General features: G+C 68.7%; 13 protein-coding genes. 10 read left to right on the top strand and 3 right to left on the bottom strand.

The features are described from left to right. Nucleotides 1–66 precede the first annotated feature (66 nt). The 5 genes from ACIQG9_RS24950 (at nucleotide 67) to ACIQG9_RS24930 (ending at nucleotide 8,191) form a co-directional block, all read left to right on the top strand. The gene (locus tag ACIQG9_RS24950) at nucleotides 67–1,389 is read left to right on the top strand and encodes a DUF3696 domain-containing protein (RefSeq protein ID WP_400406773.1); all 1,323 of its coding nucleotides are present in this window, start codon (nucleotides 67–69) and stop codon (nucleotides 1,387–1,389) included. Beyond that, complete coding sequence (locus tag ACIQG9_RS24945) at nucleotides 1,379–2,260, top strand: hypothetical protein (RefSeq protein WP_400406772.1); 882 nt, start codon at nucleotides 1,379–1,381, stop codon at nucleotides 2,258–2,260. The genes ACIQG9_RS24950 and ACIQG9_RS24945 overlap by 11 nt, the downstream gene beginning before the upstream one ends. 12 nt (nucleotides 2,261–2,272) lie before the next feature. Next, nucleotides 2,273–3,973, top strand: a complete 1,701-nt coding sequence (locus ACIQG9_RS24940; protein WP_400406769.1) for a DUF262 domain-containing protein — start codon at nucleotides 2,273–2,275, stop codon at nucleotides 3,971–3,973. 34 nt (nucleotides 3,974–4,007) lie between these two features. Then, entirely contained in the window at nucleotides 4,008–7,538 is a 3,531-nt protein-coding gene (gene pglX, locus ACIQG9_RS24935) for a BREX-2 system adenine-specific DNA-methyltransferase PglX (RefSeq protein ID WP_400406767.1), read from the top strand. A gap of 119 nt (nucleotides 7,539–7,657) precedes the next feature. Then, on the top strand, nucleotides 7,658–8,191 hold the full coding sequence (locus ACIQG9_RS24930; RefSeq protein WP_400406765.1) for a DUF6879 family protein: 534 nt from the start codon (nucleotides 7,658–7,660) through the stop codon (nucleotides 8,189–8,191). A gap of 77 nt (nucleotides 8,192–8,268) precedes the next feature. Here ACIQG9_RS24930 and ACIQG9_RS24925 read toward each other — a convergent pair whose 3' ends face one another. The 3 genes from ACIQG9_RS24925 to ACIQG9_RS24915 form a co-directional block, all read right to left on the bottom strand. Continuing rightward, nucleotides 8,269–9,429 carry a hypothetical protein gene (locus ACIQG9_RS24925; protein WP_400406763.1) on the bottom strand — a complete coding sequence of 387 codons (1,161 nt, stop codon included), beginning with the start codon at nucleotides 9,427–9,429 and terminating at the stop codon, nucleotides 8,269–8,271. Nucleotides 9,430–9,513: 84 nt separating this feature from the next. Next, nucleotides 9,514–9,714: a DUF397 domain-containing protein gene (locus tag ACIQG9_RS24920; protein ID WP_400406760.1), complete on the bottom strand. Its 201-nt coding sequence runs from the start codon at nucleotides 9,712–9,714 to the stop codon at nucleotides 9,514–9,516. Continuing rightward, nucleotides 9,707–10,585, bottom strand: coding sequence for a helix-turn-helix domain-containing protein (locus tag ACIQG9_RS24915; RefSeq protein ID WP_400406921.1), 879 nt, complete (start codon nucleotides 10,583–10,585; stop codon nucleotides 9,707–9,709). Before ACIQG9_RS24915 ends, ACIQG9_RS24920 begins: the two co-directional genes overlap by 8 nt. A 362-nt stretch (nucleotides 10,586–10,947) precedes the next feature. Here ACIQG9_RS24915 and ACIQG9_RS24910 point away from each other — a divergent pair, with 362 nt between their 5' ends. From ACIQG9_RS24910 to brxD, 5 genes are all read left to right on the top strand, one after another. Then, complete coding sequence (locus ACIQG9_RS24910) at nucleotides 10,948–11,265, top strand: DivIVA domain-containing protein (RefSeq protein ID WP_400406757.1); 318 nt, start codon at nucleotides 10,948–10,950, stop codon at nucleotides 11,263–11,265. Beyond that, nucleotides 11,262–11,516: a hypothetical protein gene (locus ACIQG9_RS24905; RefSeq protein WP_400406755.1), complete on the top strand. Its 255-nt coding sequence runs from the start codon at nucleotides 11,262–11,264 to the stop codon at nucleotides 11,514–11,516. The genes ACIQG9_RS24910 and ACIQG9_RS24905 overlap by 4 nt, the downstream gene beginning before the upstream one ends. Nucleotides 11,517–11,658: 142 nt before the next feature. Next, nucleotides 11,659–15,525: a phage resistance protein gene (locus ACIQG9_RS24900; protein ID WP_400406752.1), complete on the top strand. Its 3,867-nt coding sequence runs from the start codon at nucleotides 11,659–11,661 to the stop codon at nucleotides 15,523–15,525. Nucleotides 15,526–15,565: 40 nt separating this feature from the next. Further along, nucleotides 15,566–18,268 carry a BREX-2 system phosphatase PglZ gene (pglZ, locus tag ACIQG9_RS24895; RefSeq protein WP_400406749.1) on the top strand — a complete coding sequence of 901 codons (2,703 nt, stop codon included), beginning with the start codon at nucleotides 15,566–15,568 and terminating at the stop codon, nucleotides 18,266–18,268. Beyond that, the gene (gene brxD, locus ACIQG9_RS24890; protein WP_400406747.1) at nucleotides 18,265–19,593 is read left to right on the top strand and encodes a BREX system ATP-binding protein BrxD; all 1,329 of its coding nucleotides are present in this window, start codon (nucleotides 18,265–18,267) and stop codon (nucleotides 19,591–19,593) included. The genes pglZ and brxD overlap by 4 nt, the downstream gene beginning before the upstream one ends.

Genomic DNA, 19,593 nt, shown 5'->3' with positions numbered 1-19,593 from the left:
GCCCTGTCGCGTTGCCGACACCTTGTGGGGCGGTTCCTGCCCCGGTGCGCTGCTAGAAATATGTGAATGCCCCTCAGCAAGATCGTGCTGGAGAACTACCGCTGCTTCCGGGACCGGCAGGAGATCGAGCTGGCCCCGGTGACGGTGGTGCTCGGCAAGAACAACTCGGGCAAGAGCGTGCTGACCCGTGCCCCACTGGTCATCGCCACCGGCTTCGACACCGCCAGCACCGCGCCGCTCGACCTGGACCGGCTCGGGCCGGACATCGTCGACGACTTCCGAGAGCTGTTCCACGACCACCTGACCGGCCGGCCGATCAAACTCGGCGTCACGGTCGAGAGCAAGGCGCGGTTTGCCCTTGAGGCCGAGATCCAGTACGTCGACAGCATCAACAGCGCGGTGGTGTCGAGCCTCGACCTCCTGTCTCCGCAGCTCAGGGCCATGATGGTCTCCTCTCGGCTGGTGGGCGCGGGCCGTAACGAGACGCCGGACATCGACGGGATCGCGGTCACGCCGCTTCCGCAGATCCGGCGGGGGGAGGAGTTGGAGTACGAAATCCGAAGGGTCGGGAAGTCTCCGGTCGTCCATCGGGTCGGATTCCGGGGGTTGGTGCCCGACCTGACCACCGTCCGAGGGCTCCGGGACCTGGGTGGCCTTGATCTGAGCCTGGGGCCGATCCGCTATCTGAGCCCGTACCGGGAGCGTGTGTCGCGGCAGCATCGGCTCCCCCTGGGGTCGCCAACCCAGTTGGGTGTGCAGGGTGAGGGGATGCCGGGCATCCTCGCCGACGACTCCAAGCGGGCGGGCGGCGCGGTGGTCGCCCGGGTCAATGAGCTGTTGGCCGCCATCGTGCCGGGTTGGCGGATCGCCGAGATCCCGGCGGGTCCCCTCTGGTCGACGGTGTTGACCCGCCGGGGCAGCGAGGTGCGGGTGAACCTGGCCGACGCCGGCACCGGCCTGGTCCAAGTCTTGCCGATCCTGGTGCAGTGCGCCCTCGACGAACTGCGTGGGGAGCCTGAGCACGCGCCGTTGCAGATCGTCGAGGAGCCCGAGATGCACCTGCATCCGACTGCGCAAGCCGAGCTGGCCGATCTCTACCTGAACACGGCGCTGGCGACGAAGACCCGGTTCCTCATCGAGACGCACAGCGAGACCCTGCTGCTGCGGCTTCGTAGACGCATCGCGGAGCCTGACAACAGGATCACCTCCGACATGGTGAAGGTCTACGTCGTCGAGCAGCAGGACGGCGCGTCGGTGGTGCGTCACGTCGACATCGACGAGTTGGGGAACCTCGACGACAGTTGGCCGGACGGCTACTTCTCGCAGGACTACGAGGAGGTCCGCAAGCTGGCGGCGGCCCAGATGGAGCGGCTCGACGATGCTTCTTGAGATTGACATCGAGGTCTTCGACGGTGGCGATCACCTGCCGGTGATCGAGATCCTCAAACTGGTCGCCCGGGGTCGTCATGACTGGCTGCCCACCGCGCCGGAGGCGGTACGCGCCGAGGCGTTCGTGGCGAAGCTGTACGCCGCCAGGGTGAAGGCGCCCGACTTGAAGCTCTGGGCACAGAAGGCGATGGTGGCGGCTGCCGACCGGGGTGGCCAGGCGCCTACTCGATCGGGCGGTGCGCAGCCCGTCAGGGTGACCCAGGCCAACGTGGGACCGGCCGCCGATGACCTGGGAAAGCCGGCCGTGCTGGTCGTCGAGAACAAGGTTGGCGACGGCGGATTCGTCCGGGCGGTGGCCGACGCGCTCAACGACGAGCGGGTGGCCCACGCGCTCAGAAAGCGGTGGCTGAAGTTCTGCCACAGCGGCGGTACGGGCCAGATGGCCGACCTGGCGGTGGACGAGTGCGTCGACTTCTCCGTGCTGGTCCGGGTCGCGATGCTCATCGACAGTGACCGCGCCGACGCCACCAGGCCCAGCCCGAACGACGGCAAGGTGCGCAAGGCCCTGGACGGCGGGGTGCCGCACGTCCACATGCTCACCTGGCGGATGGTGGAGAACTACGTGCCGTTCCGGGTGTGGGAGCGACACTTTCCATACAAGACAGCGAAGATCAAGGATCTTCGCAACGGGATCCCGCAGCAGCGGGGATACCAGCATCTCAAGCACCACTTTGTCGGGAAAGACGGCAGTATGCCGGCACCGTTGATGCCGGTTGGCATGACCTTGACAGAGCAGGACTTCCACGAGCTGGGTCCCGATGTCGTCGCCGAGCTGCGGCAGGTGCTCGCGATGATCCACAAGATCCTGTAGGACACTGGCGGGATGCTGAGCGAGCGAGGCGAGAGCCGCCTGGAGCCACTCGTCCTTCATCTGGACATGGTCCTGGAGGACATCGGCAGGGGCGTGTTGCGGGTGCCTGCCTTCCAACGCCCGTTCGTCTGGCGTCCTGAGCAGATGCTCGACCTGTTCGACAGCATCGAGCGTGGTTATCCGATCGGCAGCGTGCTGATCTGGGAGACGGTGGAACCCATCCAGTCTCTCAACTCAGTGGGCGACGTTGCCGTGGATGAACCACCCCCGGGCGAATCCGTAGCCTATGTACTCGACGGGCATCAGCGGCTGTCCACGCTCTTTGGAGTGCTGCGTCGGTTGGGGCGTCCGCCCCGGCCGGACGACCAGCGGGAGTGGAAGTGGCGGATCTACCGTGACCTGTCCCCCAAGAGCGATACGGAACGCTATCGCCATCATCGGGCGGCAGGCAGCCCGCCAGCTCCGGCTCCGGATCACTACCTTCCTGTTCGCTCGGTGGCCAGCACTCTCGACTTCCTGAACTTCTCGCGCAATCTGGAATACCGGGTAGGGCGGGACAGGGCGGATCGTCTGGTCCGGGAGGCCGATCGGGTCCTTCAGCGGATCAAGGGCTACAAGCTCAGCCTCATCAAGATCAAAGGCGGTGATCTTGAGCGGGCGGTGGAGGTCTACACACGGCTGAACCGCAAGGGCGTCCGGATGGACGCCGACCAGGTCATCTCCGCTCTGACTCACCGTCCAGGGCAGCGCACACTCGCCAACCGGGTCGACGACATCGTCGCGTCGGTGGCGAGCACCGGCTTCGGTGAGCTGCCACGGCTGGCCGTTTTCCGGGTGGTGCTGGCGGTCGCCGACGAGCCGGACGTGATGACGCCGAGGTGGGAGGCTATGGCCCGGCGGCTTCAAAACCGGTTGGTCGATGCCGTGCCGGCGGCTGAGCAGGCGGTGCACCGGGCGGTCGAACTTCTGAATTGGTCCGGTCTGCCGTTGGCGCGGCTCCTGCCGTATGCGCACCAACTCGTGGTGCTGGCGAAGTTTTTCCACCACTGCCCGCAGCCGGACGATGGTCAGAGATTCGAGCTGAGGCGTTGGTTCTGGGTCACCTCCTGGGCTGGCACCTTTGCCGGCGCGAGTTCCACGCTGCTGCGTTCGGCACTTGCGCAGATGCGCGAGTTCGCCGACAGACGTTCTCCGCTGAGCCTTGACGTTGGTGCTGTCCAGCCGATGCCCGACACCTTCAATCTGAACAGTGCCCGCACCCTGGCCTATGTCGCGTGGGAAGCCACCGACGGGCTGCCCGATCGACTGGACGCTCTTGGTCAGCCGTTCGATGTGATTCGGCTGCTGGCCTCCAGCGTGACCCAGGCGTACCGCTCGGTGCTGTCCAACGACTCTCGACCGGCCAACAAGCTGGTTCTACCCACAGTCGCCGGAATCGGGTTGGAGAAGTCGCTGACCGATCTGGCGGTCGACGGCGGTGGACTGTTCGATGACGGCGGCAAGAGCCCCTACTCGTCGGCGGGTGCGCGGCGCATCATCGAGAGTCATGGCATCCCCGTCTCGGCCTGGTACCGCCTCAAGGAGGAGAACGGCGAGTTGTTCGTCGCGGACAGGACCGCGTACCTGGGGGAGCGGCTGCGGGTCTTTGCCGAGGGCATCGGGGTGCGGCTGGGCGACAACCTGGAAGGCGTGGCCGACGACGACTCGGAGTAGTGGTGGTCAAGGCGACAGACCATAGAATCTGGCGGTGATCGAGCTGAAGGCGTTGCAGGCGCAGGTCAGGACCTTGGTGGATGATCTGCGGGGGCAGGTCGCGGAGGCGCCGGGCCTGCGGGCGGAGCTGCGCCGGGAGCACGACCAGGCCAAGGATGCCGAGCGGGTCGCCGCGAGTTTCGAGACCTGGCTCGACGACGTGCTCGACCAGGCGGCGGTGGCCTGGGTGCTGGGCTGCGTGTTCGTCCGGTTCTGCGAGGACAACGAACTGGTCGACGGGCTGTGGATCGGCGGTGCCGATCCGGCCGCGCCGGCCGACCGGGCGGTGCAGCACCGGCAGGCGTACCTGATCAAGAACTTTCGGGACAACGACCGCGACTGGCTGCGGCAGGGGTTCCGGTATCTGGCCGGGTTGAAGGCCACCGGCAAGATCTTCGACCAGCACAACCCGGTGTGGCGGTTCGACATCTCCGGCCCGGCGGCCGAGGAGTTGAGCGACTTCTTCCGCCGGGGGGCCGGGCAGGAGTCGCTGCGCCGCGACGACCTGAACACCCGCTTCCTCGGTGACCTCTACCAGGACATGTCGATGCACGCCAAGAAGACGTACGCGCTGTTGCAGACCCCGGAGTTCGTCGAGGAGTTCATCCTCGACCGCACCTTCGAGCCGGCGGTCAAGGAGTTCGGCCTGCCTTCCACCAGCGTCATCGACCCGACCTGCGGCTCCGGCCACTTCCTGCTCGGCGCGTTCCACCGGCTGCTGCGCAAGTGGCAGGACCGCGAGCCGGCCACCGACGTGCGGGTGCTCGCCGAACGGGCACTCGGCCAGGTCACCGGCGTCGACATCAACCCCTTCGCGGTGGCGATCGCCCGCTTCCGGCTGCTGATCGCCGCCATGAAGGCATGCGGGCTGACCAAACTGGAACGTACCCCCGCCTGGCCGATCCGGGTAGCGACCGGCGACTCCCTGCTCCCGTGGGGGGCGTTCAGCTCGCGCGCCCAGGGCGACCTGATGAAGGTGCTGGAAGCGCAACTGGCGGAGCGCGGCGAGGCAGGGGCCGAGGAGCAAAAGCAGATCTTCGCGTACGAGAGTGAGGACGCCGATCTGCTCAAGGACTACCTGGCGGAGAACCAGTACACGGTGGTGGTCGGCAACCCGCCCTACATCACCGTCGCCGACAGCGCCCGCAACGGCCTCTACCGCAGCATCTACAAGACCGTCTGTCACCGGCAGTACGCGTTGACGGTGCCGTTCGCCAAGCGCTTCTTCGACCTGGCGAAATGGTCCGACCAGGACGGAGACGGCGCGGGCTACGTCGGCCAGATCACCGGCAACGCCTTCATGAAACGAGAATTCGGCAAGAAACTCATCGAGAACTACTTCGCCCACGAAGTCGAGTTGACCGAAGTCATCGACACCTCCGGTGCCTATATCCCGCATCACGGCACGCCAACCGTTATCTTGGTTGGGCGGGCTAAAAGAACCCGCCGTTCGTCTACCCTGCGTGCCGTTCTCGGGTTGCGTGGGGAGCCGTCAAACGGAAGTAATCGACCGAAAGGAGTTGTCTGGCAGGCAATTGTAGACCAGGTTGACCATCCCGGATCTGAGTCCGATTGGTTGGGTGTCACTGATTTGCCTCGTGCCCAATTTGCAACTCATCCCTGGAGTCTTGCTGGTGGTGGCGCGATTGACCTCATGATGGCCTTGAGGTGGGGGGGATCGCGTCTCGGTGACGCTATCTCGGAAATGGGATTGGCGGTAATCACGGGAGAGGATTCGGCCTATCTTGCAGAAGATAATCGTGCTGTGCGTTCCAAGGTAGATAGATTGGAAGCTGCGGTCGAGGGGTCCGAGATTCGCGATTGGTTAATTCAAAGGCCGGTTTGGCTGATCTCGCCATATATCGATGGGTGTGCGTTTAATGAAGTTCTCATCGAAAAGACCAGGCGGTATCTCTGGGGGTTGAGAGAGGTGCTCTATCTACGGAAGCGCTTCAGCGTATCTCTTCGCGACCGAGGTGTATCCTGGCTCGAATGGCGTGAAGTATACCAGTCGAAGATCGATGCTCCGCTGGTGATATCATTTCCTCTGGTTGCCACCCATAGCAGCTTCTGTTTGGATCGTTCAGGGCGCGTGAACAAGCATTCGGTGACTGTGATTACGCTTCCGGATGGGGCGACGGAGGACGATCACCTGTGGCTGCTCGGGGTGCTGAACAGTTCGACCGCCTGCTTCTGGCTGAAGCAGGTCAGTCAGAGTAAGGCGGGTAGCGGAATCGGTCGAGGAATCCAGCCAGAGGCGTGGATGGACCGGTGGGAGTTCACCGGTACCAAGCTGGAGGAGTTTCCGCTGCCGGAGACGTACCCGTTGGGGAGGGCGCGGGAGATTGACTCGCTGGCGCAGCGGTTGTCCAGCTTGAGCCCGGCGGCGGTGGCCGCTTCGGGGGTGCCCAGTCGGCAGCGGCTCGCGGAGGCTGAGGCGGAGTACCACTCCGTGCGGGCGCGGATGATCGCGCTTCAGGAGGAGTTGGACTGGGAGGTCTACCGGCTCTATGGGCTGATCGACGAGGATCTGACCTGCGACAACCCACCGGAGTTGGCGTTGGGGGAGCGGGCCTTCGAGATCGTGCTGCACACCAGTGGAGCGCGGACCGAGTGGTTCAACCGGCACGGGTCCAAGCCGATCGACCGGCCGAAGGCGGAGTGGCCGCCGGAGTACCGGGCGCTGGTGGAGCGGCGGATCGCCGCCATCGGGGCCAACCGGCACATCGGGTTGATCGAGCGGCCGGAGTGCAAGCGGCGCTGGTCCACCGACGGGTGGGAGAAGATGCAGTCGGCCGCGCTGCGGGACTGGCTGCTCGACCGGTTGGAGGCCCCCGAGTTGTGGGATGCAACGCCCACACCGCTGTCGGTGGCGCAGCTCGCCGACCGTCTGCGCGCCGATCAGGACTTCCGGGCGGTGCTGGATCTGTGGGTCGGGCACGACAGCTACGACCTGACCCGGACGTTGGGCACGCTGCTCGCCGACGAGCATGTGCCCTACCTGCCGGGGCAGCGGTACAAGCCGTCCGGGCTGCGCAAGCGGGCGCAGTGGGAGCGGACGTGGGCGTTGCAGCGCCGGGAGGACGCGGGGGAGCAGGTCACGATCGAGGTGCCGCCGAAGTACACCTCGGCGGACTTCGCCCGGCCGTCGTTCTGGAGGGCGCGCGGGAAGCTCGACGTGCCGAAGGAACGGTTCATCTCCTACCCGCAGGCGGATCGGGACAGCGACGGCAGCGGGCTGCTCGGCTGGGCCGGATGGGACCACCTGGCGCAGGCGCAGGCGCTCGCCACCGTCTATCTCGACCGCAAGACGCAGGAGGCGTGGCCGGCGCACCGGCTGCTGCCGTTGCTCGCCGGGCTGGCGGAGATCGAGCCGTGGTTGCACCAGTGGCACACCGACGAGCAACCGGCCTACATGGGATCACCGGCCGCCTTCTTCACCACCTTCATCGACGGCGAGTTGTCGCAGCTCAGCTCCGACCGGTCGGCACTGACCCTGTTGCGGGGTGTGCCCGAACTTCCGTGATTGGACCGGCGGGCCGGTCACGTCTGCCGGCAGGGGCGAGTGCCGCATCGGGCTGCCTTGGGTCGTCGTTGTTCCCGGTGAACTGAACCCCTGGATTGACAAGACGGATGGAGATGGGGTTGCTTATCACCGAGCCGAACGCTTTCCAACGCCTCTTCGAGGACTTTTGCCACGCTGCCTTCAAGCTGGAGGTCCGCCGTTCATACGGCCTGCCGTCCGAGGACGAGTCGTTCCAGACGTTCCTTGCCGGGGGAGATCCGGGGATCGAGTGGCTTCGGTCGTGGCTCGATCTGATGCAGGCCGAGACGTCGACGGGCAAGAGGGTGGAGCGGGTCCGGGTCATCGACGAGCCGCCGAGCGACTACCTTCGGTTCGAGATTTCGGTGACACCGCACAACCTGGCGGTGGGCGAGGACATCCGCTATCTCGAACGCGAACGGGCGGCTGAACTGACCCTGCCGCAGTACGACTTCTGGCTGTTCGACTCGCAGGTGGTGGCGTTCCTGCACTTCACCGACGACGATCGCTTCATGGGTTTCAGCACCACCGACGATCCGGCCGAGGTGTTGAAACACTGCCAGTGGCGGGACGCGGCCTGGACGAGAGCCGCCCGATTCTCGGAGTTGCCCGCGACCGTCACGGCAGTGAACTGATCGGCGTTCCCGTGCTGTCCCGGTGGTCGGCCCGACCACGGCAGCGAGTGGTTGGCGGCGGTGACGGTGTGTGGGGCCTATCCGGTGGGCAGGCCGGCGCGGTCGAAACGGTCCATCAGGCTGGGCTTGCGCTGGTGTGCCTGACGCAGTAGCTGGACCCGCTTTGCGAACTCCGGCTGCCGGCCGTCGCGCTCGCCGAGGGCGGCAAGCTCGGTCAGTAGCTTGACCGCGGCGTCGTACTCGCGTGGTTTCTTCGTCTCGATCAGCGCGGTCACCTGCTGCCACGCCTGCTCCGGCGCGGCGGCCAGTTGGATCAGGCGGCGCTCGCGGGCCGCCTGCTCGGCGCGTTCCTGGCGGCCCTGCTCGGCGGCGCGCTGTTGCTGGGCGACGCGCTGACGTTCCGTCCACCGTGTACCGGCGGCCTTGCGGAGCTGACCCGCCGTCCGGGTGTCGGCCGGGTCGTCCGTCGGTGCGCCGGCAGGGTGGGCGGCCCGAAACCGCCGCCGCAACTCTGCCCGTACGGGTACGTCCCCGTCGTGCATCACGCGCAACAGGAGTTCGTCCTTCTTGCCGGTCGGCAGGCCGTGCAGCCAGCGGCGCAGTTCGGCCGGGGGCGGCTCCGACCGGGTCAGCGGCGGGCTCGTCTCGGCGGCGGCGGCGAGCAGGTCGGTGTCGATCCGCAGGAACTTCACCAGGCTCGCCAGTGACGCGGGCAGCGTGCCCAGGCCCGGCGGCACCGGCGGTTCCGGTTCGCCGTCCTCGATCTCGTGTCGCCCCACCGCGAGCAGCCAGGCCAGATAGAGCAGCCGCAGGTCGCCGTCGGCCAGGTCGGCGCGGGCCGGGATGATCGAGGCGAGTCGTCCTTCCCCGTCCTCGTCCCACCCCCACTCGCCCTCCTCGTCATCGTCGGTGAGATCGATGACGATCCGGTCGCCGGCCTTCCGGGCGGATGCCGCCTCGGAATCGCAGTACCGCTGCACGGTTGCCAGGTCAAGTGAGCCGGCGGGAAGCCGGATCATGAGCTGGCGGGTGCCCCAGTTGGCCAAGTAGAGAAAGGCGTCGTAGTAGTTCGCCACCAGCCGGTGCGGATCGCCCCGGAAACTGCCCCATTCATAGGTGTTGACGAAGCTCGTCGAGGTGATCCGAGCCCGGGTCGACAGCGACCGCACCTGGTCCAACTCGTGGGCGGTCAGCGGCCGATCGACCGCCAGGAACTCGTAGTACTGGTACTCGCTCACTACCCGTGCTGCCCTTCGGACCCGTCCCGTTGGTCAACCAGCACCGTATCGGGTGGCAGGGCAGCCGGGCTCGGCCGGTCCCGCTCAGCCTTGGGACGGCTGCTGCTTGATGCCCTGGACGAAGATTGCCCAGGCGTTCGGGGCGAAGGTGAGGGTGGGGCCGGTCGGGTCCTTGCTGTCGCGGAGCCCGACGACGGCGGGAAGGTTGTCGGCGACCTCGACGCAGTCGCCGCCGTTGTTGCTTCGGGTGGACTTGCGCCAGATGGCATCGGTCAGGTCAGGCACGGGCGTACTCCTCTGCGATCTGCCGGATGAAACTCTTGGACTGGGACTCGTTCAACGCTCGGTCTGCCATATCGGCCCAGATGCTGTTGTAGGCGGAGATCTCGTGCGGCTTGTCGAGATAGATAGCCCCGGTTGCGGCCTCAAGGTAAGTCACCGGTGGCTCTACCTCCTTGCCGCCTCCGTCGAGGGGGAAGTCCATGATCGAAAATTGTCCGGTCATCGCCCCGGCATGCAATCCCGCAGAAAATTTCAGCACACGTACGGTTACGTTCGGTAGTTCCGCAGCCTTCAGGATCTGGTGTAGCTGCTCGACCATGATCGTGGCGCTGCCGACCGGACGACGCAACACTGCCTCGTTCATGATTACGCTAAGTTGTGGTGCGGCGAACCGGGTGAGCAGCCCTTGTCGTTCCACTCGGAGTTGGATCGCGCGCTGCTGCTCGTCACGGTCATCGGCGTCGATCGACCCGCCGGGCATCTGGAAGACCTGCTGCGCGTAGGCGCGCGTCTGAAGTAGGCCGGGCACCAGTTCGGGCTGGTACTTCCGGATGCTGGATGCGGCAGCTTCGAGTCCGATGTAGAGCTGGAACCAGCGGGGCAGGCCGGAGCCGATGTAGTCGTGCCACCAGTTCTTGTTCTCCCTGGTGGCGGCTGCCATGGCGAGCACCAGTTCGGTGTCTTCGTCGCTCGCACCGTAGAGCGTGAGCATCTCCCTGACGTCCGCCGCGCGAAAGCGGACGTTCTCAGCGCCGTTTTCGATCCGGTAGAGGGTCGCCCGCGCCCGGTCCAGTTGCTCGGCCGCTTGTTCCATCGTCAGCCCGGCAGCTTTGCGGAGGGCTTCGAGTTTTCTTCCGAGTTGTCGCCGGAGCATCGTCGATCCCGCTACCGCCTGTGACACCGGTGCCTCCGTGTTCAGTCATGGCTGACGTGTGCTCCGTCCAATTAGACGCTAATTCTGTATCAGAAACAATAGACGCGTCACTGAGTGTTTGATTTCGGAGGTCAGATCTCCAGAGAGTGAGTTCTGTTAGACGTTGCATTCAATCTGGACGTAGTGCTTGACTGCCTCTGCGGTCACTGTGGAGTTCTCGCTGCTCAGCGGCCATGTGTGCCCTGCTGTCGTACTGCTGATCGGGGCTGCGGTGGTGGGTGCCGGGGCGGGTCCGCCGGTGCGCGGCGGGCCGGTGGACCCACCCCTCCACAGGTCAATCTCGATGAAAGGCAGGTCCTGTCATGCGCGACTTCTTCCGCCGCCGGATTCCAGGCGGCCGACGACCGGTGCAGGTGTCGATCGAGCGCCGCGTGGCCGTACCCCGTCGGTTGCTGCCCTGGCAGGTGCGGGAGCGGCGGTTCCGGCCGGCACCGCTCGGGCGGCGCGGGCTCGACCCGCAGGAGGTGCGGGAGTTCCTCGACCAGGTCGCCGAGGAGTTGGCCACCGTCTACGACGCGCTCGGGCAGAGCCGTCGGGAGACCAGCCGGATCAGGATCGCACTGTGCCACCTGCAGGCCAAGCGGACGCACGCCCGCAACGAGCGGGAGTGGGACCGGTGACCGAGCGCTTCGTCATCCACCTGCCGGTGGTCGCCAACGACCTGCTCTCCGCGCAGCGGCTGGCCCGGGTGGTGGCGCACTGGACGCACGTCCTGCCGCAGACCGACCCGGGCGGCACCACCGTCTCCGCCGAGGACGACCAGAACGTCCGCCACTGGGTGTTCTGCGACCGGTTGCTGACCGGCGGTCGGCGCTGCCTGCTCCGCCCCGACCACGACGGCGAGTGCTCCCGGCGGCGTCCGTGGCGGTGACCGCCGCCCGCTGCCGGTCCGCCGTCCCGCCATGCCACGAGCGTCCAACAGGCGGAATGCCTGTCCGAATCGTTCGGACATAGGATCGTCGGGTCTCCGGTGACGCCGGGGTGACGGGGAGCAGTGAGTGCGAGGAGCGGCGATGACCCTGCTGCGGGACGTGATCGACATTCCGACCTCGGTCGGAGACGGTGATTTCGTCGTCCGCGCCGCCGAGGGTGCCGACCTGCGCCGGTACGTCGTCACCGACCAGCTCCGGGAGAACTTCGCCGAGGCGCTGCGCCGGGTCGGGCACGCCGTCACCACCGGCCGCTCCCAGGCCATGTTCCTGCACGGCTCGTTCGGCTCCGGCAAGTCGCACTTCATGGCGGTGCTGCGGGAGATCCTGGCGCACAACCCGGAGGCCCGCGAGGTGCGGGGGCTGGCCGAGCCGGTCCTCGCCGCCGACCCCTGGCTGCGCGACCGGAAGCTGCTCACCCTCACCTTCCACATGCTCGACGCCCGCTCGGTCGAGCAGGCGATCCTGGAGGGCTACCTCAACCAGATCACCGCGCTGCACCCGGACGCGCCGGTCCCCGCCGTACACCGGTCGGATGCGCTGCTCGACGACGCCGCGCGGCTGCGCGACCGGATGGGCGACGACGCCTTCTTCGCCGCCCTGCGCGACGGTGGCGGCGCACCGGCAGGCGGCGGTGGGCTCGCCGCCCAGATGGCGCGGGCCGCCGGCTGGACACCGGACAGCTACGCCGACGCGGCGGCGGCAGCCCCCGGCACCGAGCAGCGTGACGGGCTGGTCAGCGCGCTGACCAGCGCCTTCTTCACCGGTGCCGTGCGCAGCGGGGAGTACCTCGACCTGGACACCGGCCTCGCCGTGATCACCCGGCACGCCAAGTCCCTCGGGTACGACGCCCTGGTGCTCTTCCTCGACGAGCTGATCCTCTGGCTCTCCACCAAGATCAGCGACCACACCTTCGTCAACACCGAGGGCGCCAAGCTCAACAAGCTCGTCGAGTCGGCCGACGCCACCCGGCCGCTACCGCTGATCTCGTTCGTCGCCCGGCAGCGCAACCTGGAGGACTTCCTCGGCCCGCAGGTCGGCGGCACCGAACGGGAAGCCCTGGCGCACGTCATGCGCAGCGTGCAGGGCAGGTTCGGGGAGATCGCGCTCGCCGACACCAACCTGCCCGAGATCACCGAGCGGCGGCTGCTCAAGCCGATCGGCGACGGCCGGGCGGTGCTCGACAACGCCTTCGCCGCCGTCCGGGGCAACCGTGAGGTGTGGGACGCGCTGCTGCTCGGCGCGCAGTACGGCGACGCCGGCATCGGCTCCGACGCCGCCGCCTTCCGCAAGCTCTACCCCTTCTCGCCCGCGCTGGTGGCGACCCTCGTCGCGCTCTCCCAGGCGTTGCAGCGCGAACGCACCGCGTTGAAGGTGATGACCGAGCTGCTCGTCGCGCGCCGGGACACCCTGCGGGTCAACGACCTGATCGGGGTGGCCGCCCTCTTCGATCCGCTGGTGCTGCACGGCGAACTGCCCGACCGACCCAAGCTCAAGCAGCTCTTCCAATCCGCCCGCACCCTCTACACCCAGAAGCTGCGCCCGATCCTGCTGCACCTCAACGGCATCGCAGCCGAGCAGGCCGCCACCCACCCGCAGTTCCAGCTCGACGACAAGCTGATCAAGACGGTGCTGCTCGGCGCGCTGGTGCCCGACGTGCCCGCCCTGCACAACCTCACCGCAGGCAAGCTGCACGCGCTCAACTTCGGCTCGATCAGCTCGCCCATCCCCGGCTACGAACGCACCATCGTGCTCAACCGGCTCAACCGGGTCGCCGACGCGGCCGGTGAACTGCACCTCACCACCACCCCCGACCCGGTGGTCTCCCTCAAGCTGCACACCGTCGACTACGACAAGCTGCTCGACCTCGTCCCCGAGGGGGAGGCCACCACCACCGGCGTCCGGCAGCAGCTCATCCGGGAACTGGTCACCGCCGAGATGGGCATCACCGGAAGCGAGGGCCAGCTCGGTGAGCTGCTCTACTCCCGGGCCTGGCGGGGCCGGTCGCACACCGTCCAGGTCAAGTTCGGCAACGTCCGCGACACCGACACGATGCCCGTCGCCGCGCTGCTCGCCAGCGGCGAAGCGTGGCGGATCATCATCGACTACCCGTTCGACCCGCAGCGCTTCGAACGCAGCGCCGACCGCTCCCGGATCGAGAGCCTGGAACGCGGCTCCCGGACGGTCTTCTGGCTGCCGTTCTATCTGACCGACGAACTGATGGACAAGGTCGGCCAGCTCGCCAGGATCAACTACCTGCTCGGCAACGGCAGCGGCGACCGGCTCAACTCGCTGGCCGCCGACTGGCCGCTCGCCGACCGGCAACAGGGCCGGGTCTACCTCCAGCAGCGCCAGACCCAGCTTCGCGGCTCGCTGATCAGCGCCCTCATGCAGGCGTACGGGTCGGCCACCTCACGCGGGACCGACGTGCAGGACGACAGCATCGGCGTCCTGCACACCCTCGCCGACGGCCTGCACGTCGGCGACCCGCGCGGCGGCACCCTCGCCGAAGCGTTCACCAACCTCACCGGGGAACTGCTCACCTGGTCCTACCCGGGCCGACCGGCCCTGCCCGACGACGAGAAGCCGATCACCCGCGGCGAACTGACCAAGATCCTGGAGTACGCCAAGCAGGCCGCCGCCGACCCGGCCCGGGGCGTCAGCGTGCCCAACCCGGCCGACCAGCGCACCCTCCGCCGGGTCTGCAACAACCTGCGCCTCGGCGAACTGACCGACGGCCGGTACGTCCTCAACACCTCCACCTGCCGGTGGAGCCAGCACCTGCTCCAGGCCGCCGCCAACGAGGGCTACACCGACCACTTCCCGGTGCACGTGCTGCGCCGTCTCATCGACGAGCCGGCGGCGTTCGGCTTCGACCGGGAACTGCAAAACCTGATCATCATGGTCTTCGGACTCGAACAGCAGCTCGCCTGGTACCAGCGCGGTGGCAAGGTCGATGTGACCCAGCTCGCCCTCGTCCGGGACGAACTGGAGCTGCGGCACCCCCCGATGCCCGACGAGGACGCCTGGATCGAGGCGGTGCGACGGGGTGCGGCGCTCTTCGGTGCGGTGCTGCCCGCCTGGCGTACCCCGGCCAACCTCGGCGAACTCGCCGGCACGCTACGGCAGTCGGCGAAGGTACGGCAGCGAGCAGCCGTCGACCTCGTCCAGGCGCTCGAAGCTCACGCCGAGGAGCTGGGTCTGGACTCCGCCGCCACCACCGGCCGGCTCGCCACCGCCCGGCGTGCGGCCCGGCTCGTCACCGAGATGGCTGCCGAGCGCGACGACGTGGTGCTGGTCGAGACCACCGCACGGGCCGACCTCGGCGACGTCGATGACCAGGCCGTCGGTGAGGTGCTCAGCGACGCCGCAGAGATCAGCGGCGTGCTGGTCCGAGCCCAATGGCCGATGCTCCGGGCGATCGCCGCCCGCGCGGCCCACGACGACCAGGCCCGCACCATCATCGGACAGTTGCGTGCCGTCGCCCGACACGAACAGCACGGACAGGATCTGGTCGGCGCGCTCCAGACGGCCGTCGACGCGGCGGCGGCGCTGCTCGCCGCCGCACCGGCGGCGGCACCCGGCACCGCACCCGCCGATCCGACCGCCGCCGCGACCGACCCCGTGGTGCGATCGGCCTCGGCCACGACGGACCCCGGAGGGCTGGCCTCGGGTGCGGCGACCACGGATCATTCCGCCGTGCCGCCGCCGAGGACGCCGACCGGCCACGATGTGGCCGGGCTGCCGACCGGTACCCGCCCGGACGACGGTGCGGCTGCCCGGCCCGTCGGCGTCGGGTCGGGCGGTACTGCTCTGGCAGATCCCGGGCCGGGCGTGCTCGCCACCCGGCGCGAGGTCACCGACGCCGACACCTGGGAGAAGGTCTCCGCCGAGATCGCGGCCGAGATCTCCGCCGGGCGACGGGTCGTCGTCAGTTGGGAGATCCGGTGACCGGCCAGGTGCTCGGCGTCCGACGCGGGCAGGCGGGAACATGAGCGTTCCGGTGAGCGTGGCCCAGCCGGACGCGGTCCGGCGCAAGGTCGAGGCATGGCTGGGCGAGGATGATCCGGCGTACGTCATCGCGTTGACCGCCCGTCCCGAATGGCCGACCGAACCAGTGCTGAGCATCAACGGCCGCCAGGTGCGGGTCGTCCCCTGCCATACGCCGCTGGCCGCCCGCGCCGCCCTCTACGACCGGGTCGACGGTGAACGCCTGGTGCTGCTGACCGAGCTGACCGACTCGGAACTCGGCGACGGGCTCCTCGCCCACCTCAGCAGGCAGAAAGTCCGCAAGATCGATCCGTGGGACCTGGTCCGGCAACTGTTCGGCGGGGTGACCGCGCTCGACCCCACCCTGGTCCGGGTCGGACGCTGGGTCGCCGACGCCCTCACCGACTACTCGCCCGCCGACGGTTGGCCCGCCCCACCCGGCGCGATCCTCACCCGCGACCACGCCCTGCGCAGCCTCACCGCGGAACTCCTCAGCCTGCCCGCCGCCGAACTCGACGACAGCGGCCTGGTCCAGTGGAGCGCCGACGCGTGCCGACAACTGGGGTTCAGCACGCTCCCTGACGACGTCGCCGAAGGGATCACCACACACCTCGTCCGGACCGCCGGTCCCGTCGCCGTGCCGATCATGGCCGCCGTACGGGCCGGTCACGGAGTGGACGTCATCCCGCTGGGGCTGCTCGCCGGGCTGCTCTGGCCCGCCGGCAGCGATCGGGCCGCCGAAGTGGCGGCGGCGATCGGCCGGACCCGGCTCGAACCACGATTCGGCGGACTGCGGCTCGACCCGCCGCAAGCCGAATCCCTGCACCGGGCCGCCGAGGCGTGGGTCTACCGCACCGTCGACTCCGGTGACGACGGTCGCGACGAGGCGATGCGGATGCTCCGCCGCGCCGAGAACATCGCCGCCGAGATCGGCATCACCGGGCTACTCGGCGCGTCCGCTGTCCTGCCCAGCGGGTTCCTCCAGCGGCTACGGTCCTTCGCCGACGCCGTACGGCTGGCCGTACCGGCTGGCGGGACGGCGCTGCCCGCTGCCGTCGCCCGCGCCCAGTCGGCGCTCGCCACCGTGGAGGCGCACCGCGCCGCGGAACCACGTCGGCTGGAAACCGCCCGGATGGCCGTACGGCTGCTGCGCTGGCTCGGCAGCCCGGACGGCCCGCCACCGGCCACCCTGCTCGACGCGCTGCACCGGCAGGTGCGCCAGGACGGCTGGGTCGACCGGGCCCGGCTCGACCTCTTCGCCGGTGACGCCGACCCGCAGGTCGCCGAGGCGTACCGGCTGCTGCACCGGGCCGTGGACGCCCGCCGAAGCCGGCACGACCAGCAGTTCGCCACCCTGCTCGCCGTCGCCACCAGCGCCGAGACGGCACCGGGCGCGTTGCTGCGCGTCGAGGACGTGCTCGACCGGGTGGTGCAGCCGATCCTGGATCAGGGCCGACGGGTGTTGCTGCTCGTCCTGGACGGGATGGGCGTGGCGGCGGCCACCGAACTGGCAGAGTCGATCACCCGTACCGGCACCTGGCTGGAACTCACCCCCGACGGAGGACCCCGCACCGGGGTGCTGGCGGCCCTGCCCACCGTCACCGAGGCCAGCCGGTGCAGCCTGCTGAGTGGGCGGATCGCCGCCGGTCGGCAGCAGGCCGAACGTACGGCATTCCAGCAGCGCTTCCCTACCGGCCGGCTGCTGCACAAGGCGGCCTTGCGGGCCGGAGCCGGGGCCGCGCTCGATTCCGAGGTGCTGGCCGCGCTCAACGATCCGGCGACGCCGGTGATCGCCGCCGTGATCAACACGATCGACGACGCCCTCGACCGCAGCGAGCCCGGCGTCACCGTCTGGGGCGAGGACACCATCACCGCAGTGGGTGACCTCCTGGCCTCCGCCGCCGACCGGGTGGTGGTCGTGGTCTCCGACCATGGGCACGTCGTCGACCGGGGGCCGGAGTCGATCGTCCTGCCCAGCACGAGCAGCGAGAACCGGTGGCGTCCGGCGACCGAACCGGCCGGTGACGCCGAGGTCGCCGTGTCCGGCAGCCGGGTGGCGCTCGGTGACGGCAGCATCATCCTGCCCTGGCGGGAGGAGGTCCGGTACGGGCCGCGTAAGGCCGGCTACCACGGAGGTGCCGCACCGGCGGAGGCGGTGATCCCGCTGCTGGTGCTGACCGCCGGCGACGATGCCGCCCTGTCGGGCTGGTCAGGTGGCCCGGTGGCCAGCCCCGACTGGTGGCGGGAACCACTGGCCGAACCGTCGCCCCCGTCGGCATCCGCCACCACGAACCGGCGTCGGCCACGCCGCCCCGTGGAGCAACAACAGCCCGCGAGCCTGTTCGACCTGACAGCTGTCCCTGCTGCCCAGGTCCCGCCGCCGGCACCGGCCCCGCCCGACCTGGTGGCCGCCCTGCTGGCCAGCGAACGGTACGCCCAACGACGCGACCCGAGGACACCGTTGGCGCAGGAGCGGGTCGCCTCGCTGCTGGGCACCCTGCTCGCCGGAGGGGACCGGGCGACCCTCGACACACTCGCCGCTCGCGCCGGGATTCCGGCCCACCGCATCACCGGAACCGTCACCGCCCTGCGTCGACTGCTCCAGGTCGAGGGCTACCCGGTTCTCACCCTCGACCCGGACGGCCGCACGGTTCACCTCAACCGGGCGTTGCTGATCGAGCAGTTCGAACTGGAGGCGCGGTGACGGTCGAGCTGTCGGCCCGTCGTCGCCGGGACATCATCGACGCGCTGCGCCGTGGGGTCGTCCCGACCAACGGACTCGACGCGCTCGCGGTGGGGCTGGACCGGTTCACCGCCGCCCTCGACGAGGATCTCGAGCGGGTAGCCGGCGGTGGCAGCGTCTTCAAGGCCGTACGCGGCGAGTACGGCGCCGGCAAGACGTTCTTCACCCGGTGGCTGGCCGAGCACGCCAAGCGGCGCGGCTTCGCCTCGGCCGAGGTGCAGATCTCCGAACTGGAGACGCCCCTGCACCGGATGGAAACCGTCTACCGACGGCTGGTCGAGCACCTCGGCACCGAACAGTTCGCACCGAGCGCCTTCCGGCCCGTACTCGACGGTTGGATCTTCGCGTTGGAGGAGGACGTGCTCGCCGCCGGCTCGGCCGCCGAGGACGACGCCGATGCGCTGGAGCGGGCCGTCGGCGAACTGCTGGAACGCCGGCTCGGCGACATCTCGCGTAGCACCCCGGGCTTCGCCGCGGCGCTGCGCGGCTACCGGGCCGCCACCGCCGCCGGAGACCACCGCGTCGCCGAAGGGCTGGCGGCCTGGCTCGGCGGGCAGCCCCACGTCGCGGCGTCCACCCGCCGGGCCGCCGGGGTCAAGGGAGACCTCGACCACTACGCCGCGCTGAGCTTTCTCCGGGGCCTGCTCACTGTGCTTCGGGACAGCAACCACCAAGGGCTGTTGTTGGTGCTCGACGAGGTCGAGACCCTGCAACGAGTGCGCTCCGACGCACGTGACAAGGCCCTGAACGCGCTGCGGCAGCTCATCGACGAGATCCACGCGGACCGTTTCCCCGGCCTGCTGCTGGTGATCACCGGGACCCCCGCGTTCTTCGACGGACCCCAGGGCGTCCAACGACTCGCCCCACTCGCCCAGCGGCTCGCCACCGACTTCGGTCCGGACCCCCGCTGGGACAACCCGCGCGCCACCCAACTGCGGCTACCCGGATTCACCGTGGATGCCCTGGTGGAACTCGGCCGCCGGGTCCGGGACATCTACGCCAGCGGGCAGGTCAGCGCACGGGTGGACGACGAGTATCTGGTCACGTTGGCGCGGGCCGTCACCGGCGCGCTGGGTGGTCAGGTCGGCGTCGCGCCCCGCGTGTATCTCAAGAAGCTCGTCGCGGACGTCTTCGACCGGGTGGACCAGTTCGCCGACTGGGACCCACGGCGGCACTACGAGATGACCCTGCGGGCCGATGAGCTGACGGAGGTCGAACGTAACGCCGCTGCTTCCCCTGCCGCCCCTGCCGCCTCCGCTGTCGACGACATCGAACTGTCGATCTGA

Source organism: Micromonospora sp. NPDC092111, assembly GCF_044755745.1.
Classification (GTDB): Bacteria; Actinomycetota; Actinomycetes; order Mycobacteriales; family Micromonosporaceae; genus Micromonospora.
The sequence above is the reverse complement of the archived record's forward strand: the minus strand, read 5'-3'. Positions and strand labels throughout refer to the sequence as shown.

What these genes read in the sequence shown, in the direction of transcription:
- ACIQG9_RS24950 (WP_400406773.1), top strand. Translation starts at nt 67, where the DNA reads ATGCCCCTCAGCAAGATCGTGCTGGAGAACTACCGCTGCTTCCGGGAC.
- ACIQG9_RS24940 (WP_400406769.1), top strand. Translation starts at nt 2,273, where the DNA reads ATGCTGAGCGAGCGAGGCGAGAGCCGCCTGGAGCCACTCGTCCTTCAT.
- ACIQG9_RS24900 (WP_400406752.1), top strand. Translation starts at nt 11,659, where the DNA reads ATGACCCTGCTGCGGGACGTGATCGACATTCCGACCTCGGTCGGAGAC.
- ACIQG9_RS24945 (WP_400406772.1), top strand. Translation starts at nt 1,379, where the DNA reads ATGCTTCTTGAGATTGACATCGAGGTCTTCGACGGTGGCGATCACCTG.
- ACIQG9_RS24915 (WP_400406921.1), bottom strand. Translation starts at nt 10,585, where the DNA reads ATGCTCCGGCGACAACTCGGAAGAAAACTCGAAGCCCTCCGCAAAGCT.
- pglZ (WP_400406749.1), top strand. Translation starts at nt 15,566, where the DNA reads ATGAGCGTTCCGGTGAGCGTGGCCCAGCCGGACGCGGTCCGGCGCAAG.
- ACIQG9_RS24910 (WP_400406757.1), top strand. Translation starts at nt 10,948, where the DNA reads ATGCGCGACTTCTTCCGCCGCCGGATTCCAGGCGGCCGACGACCGGTG.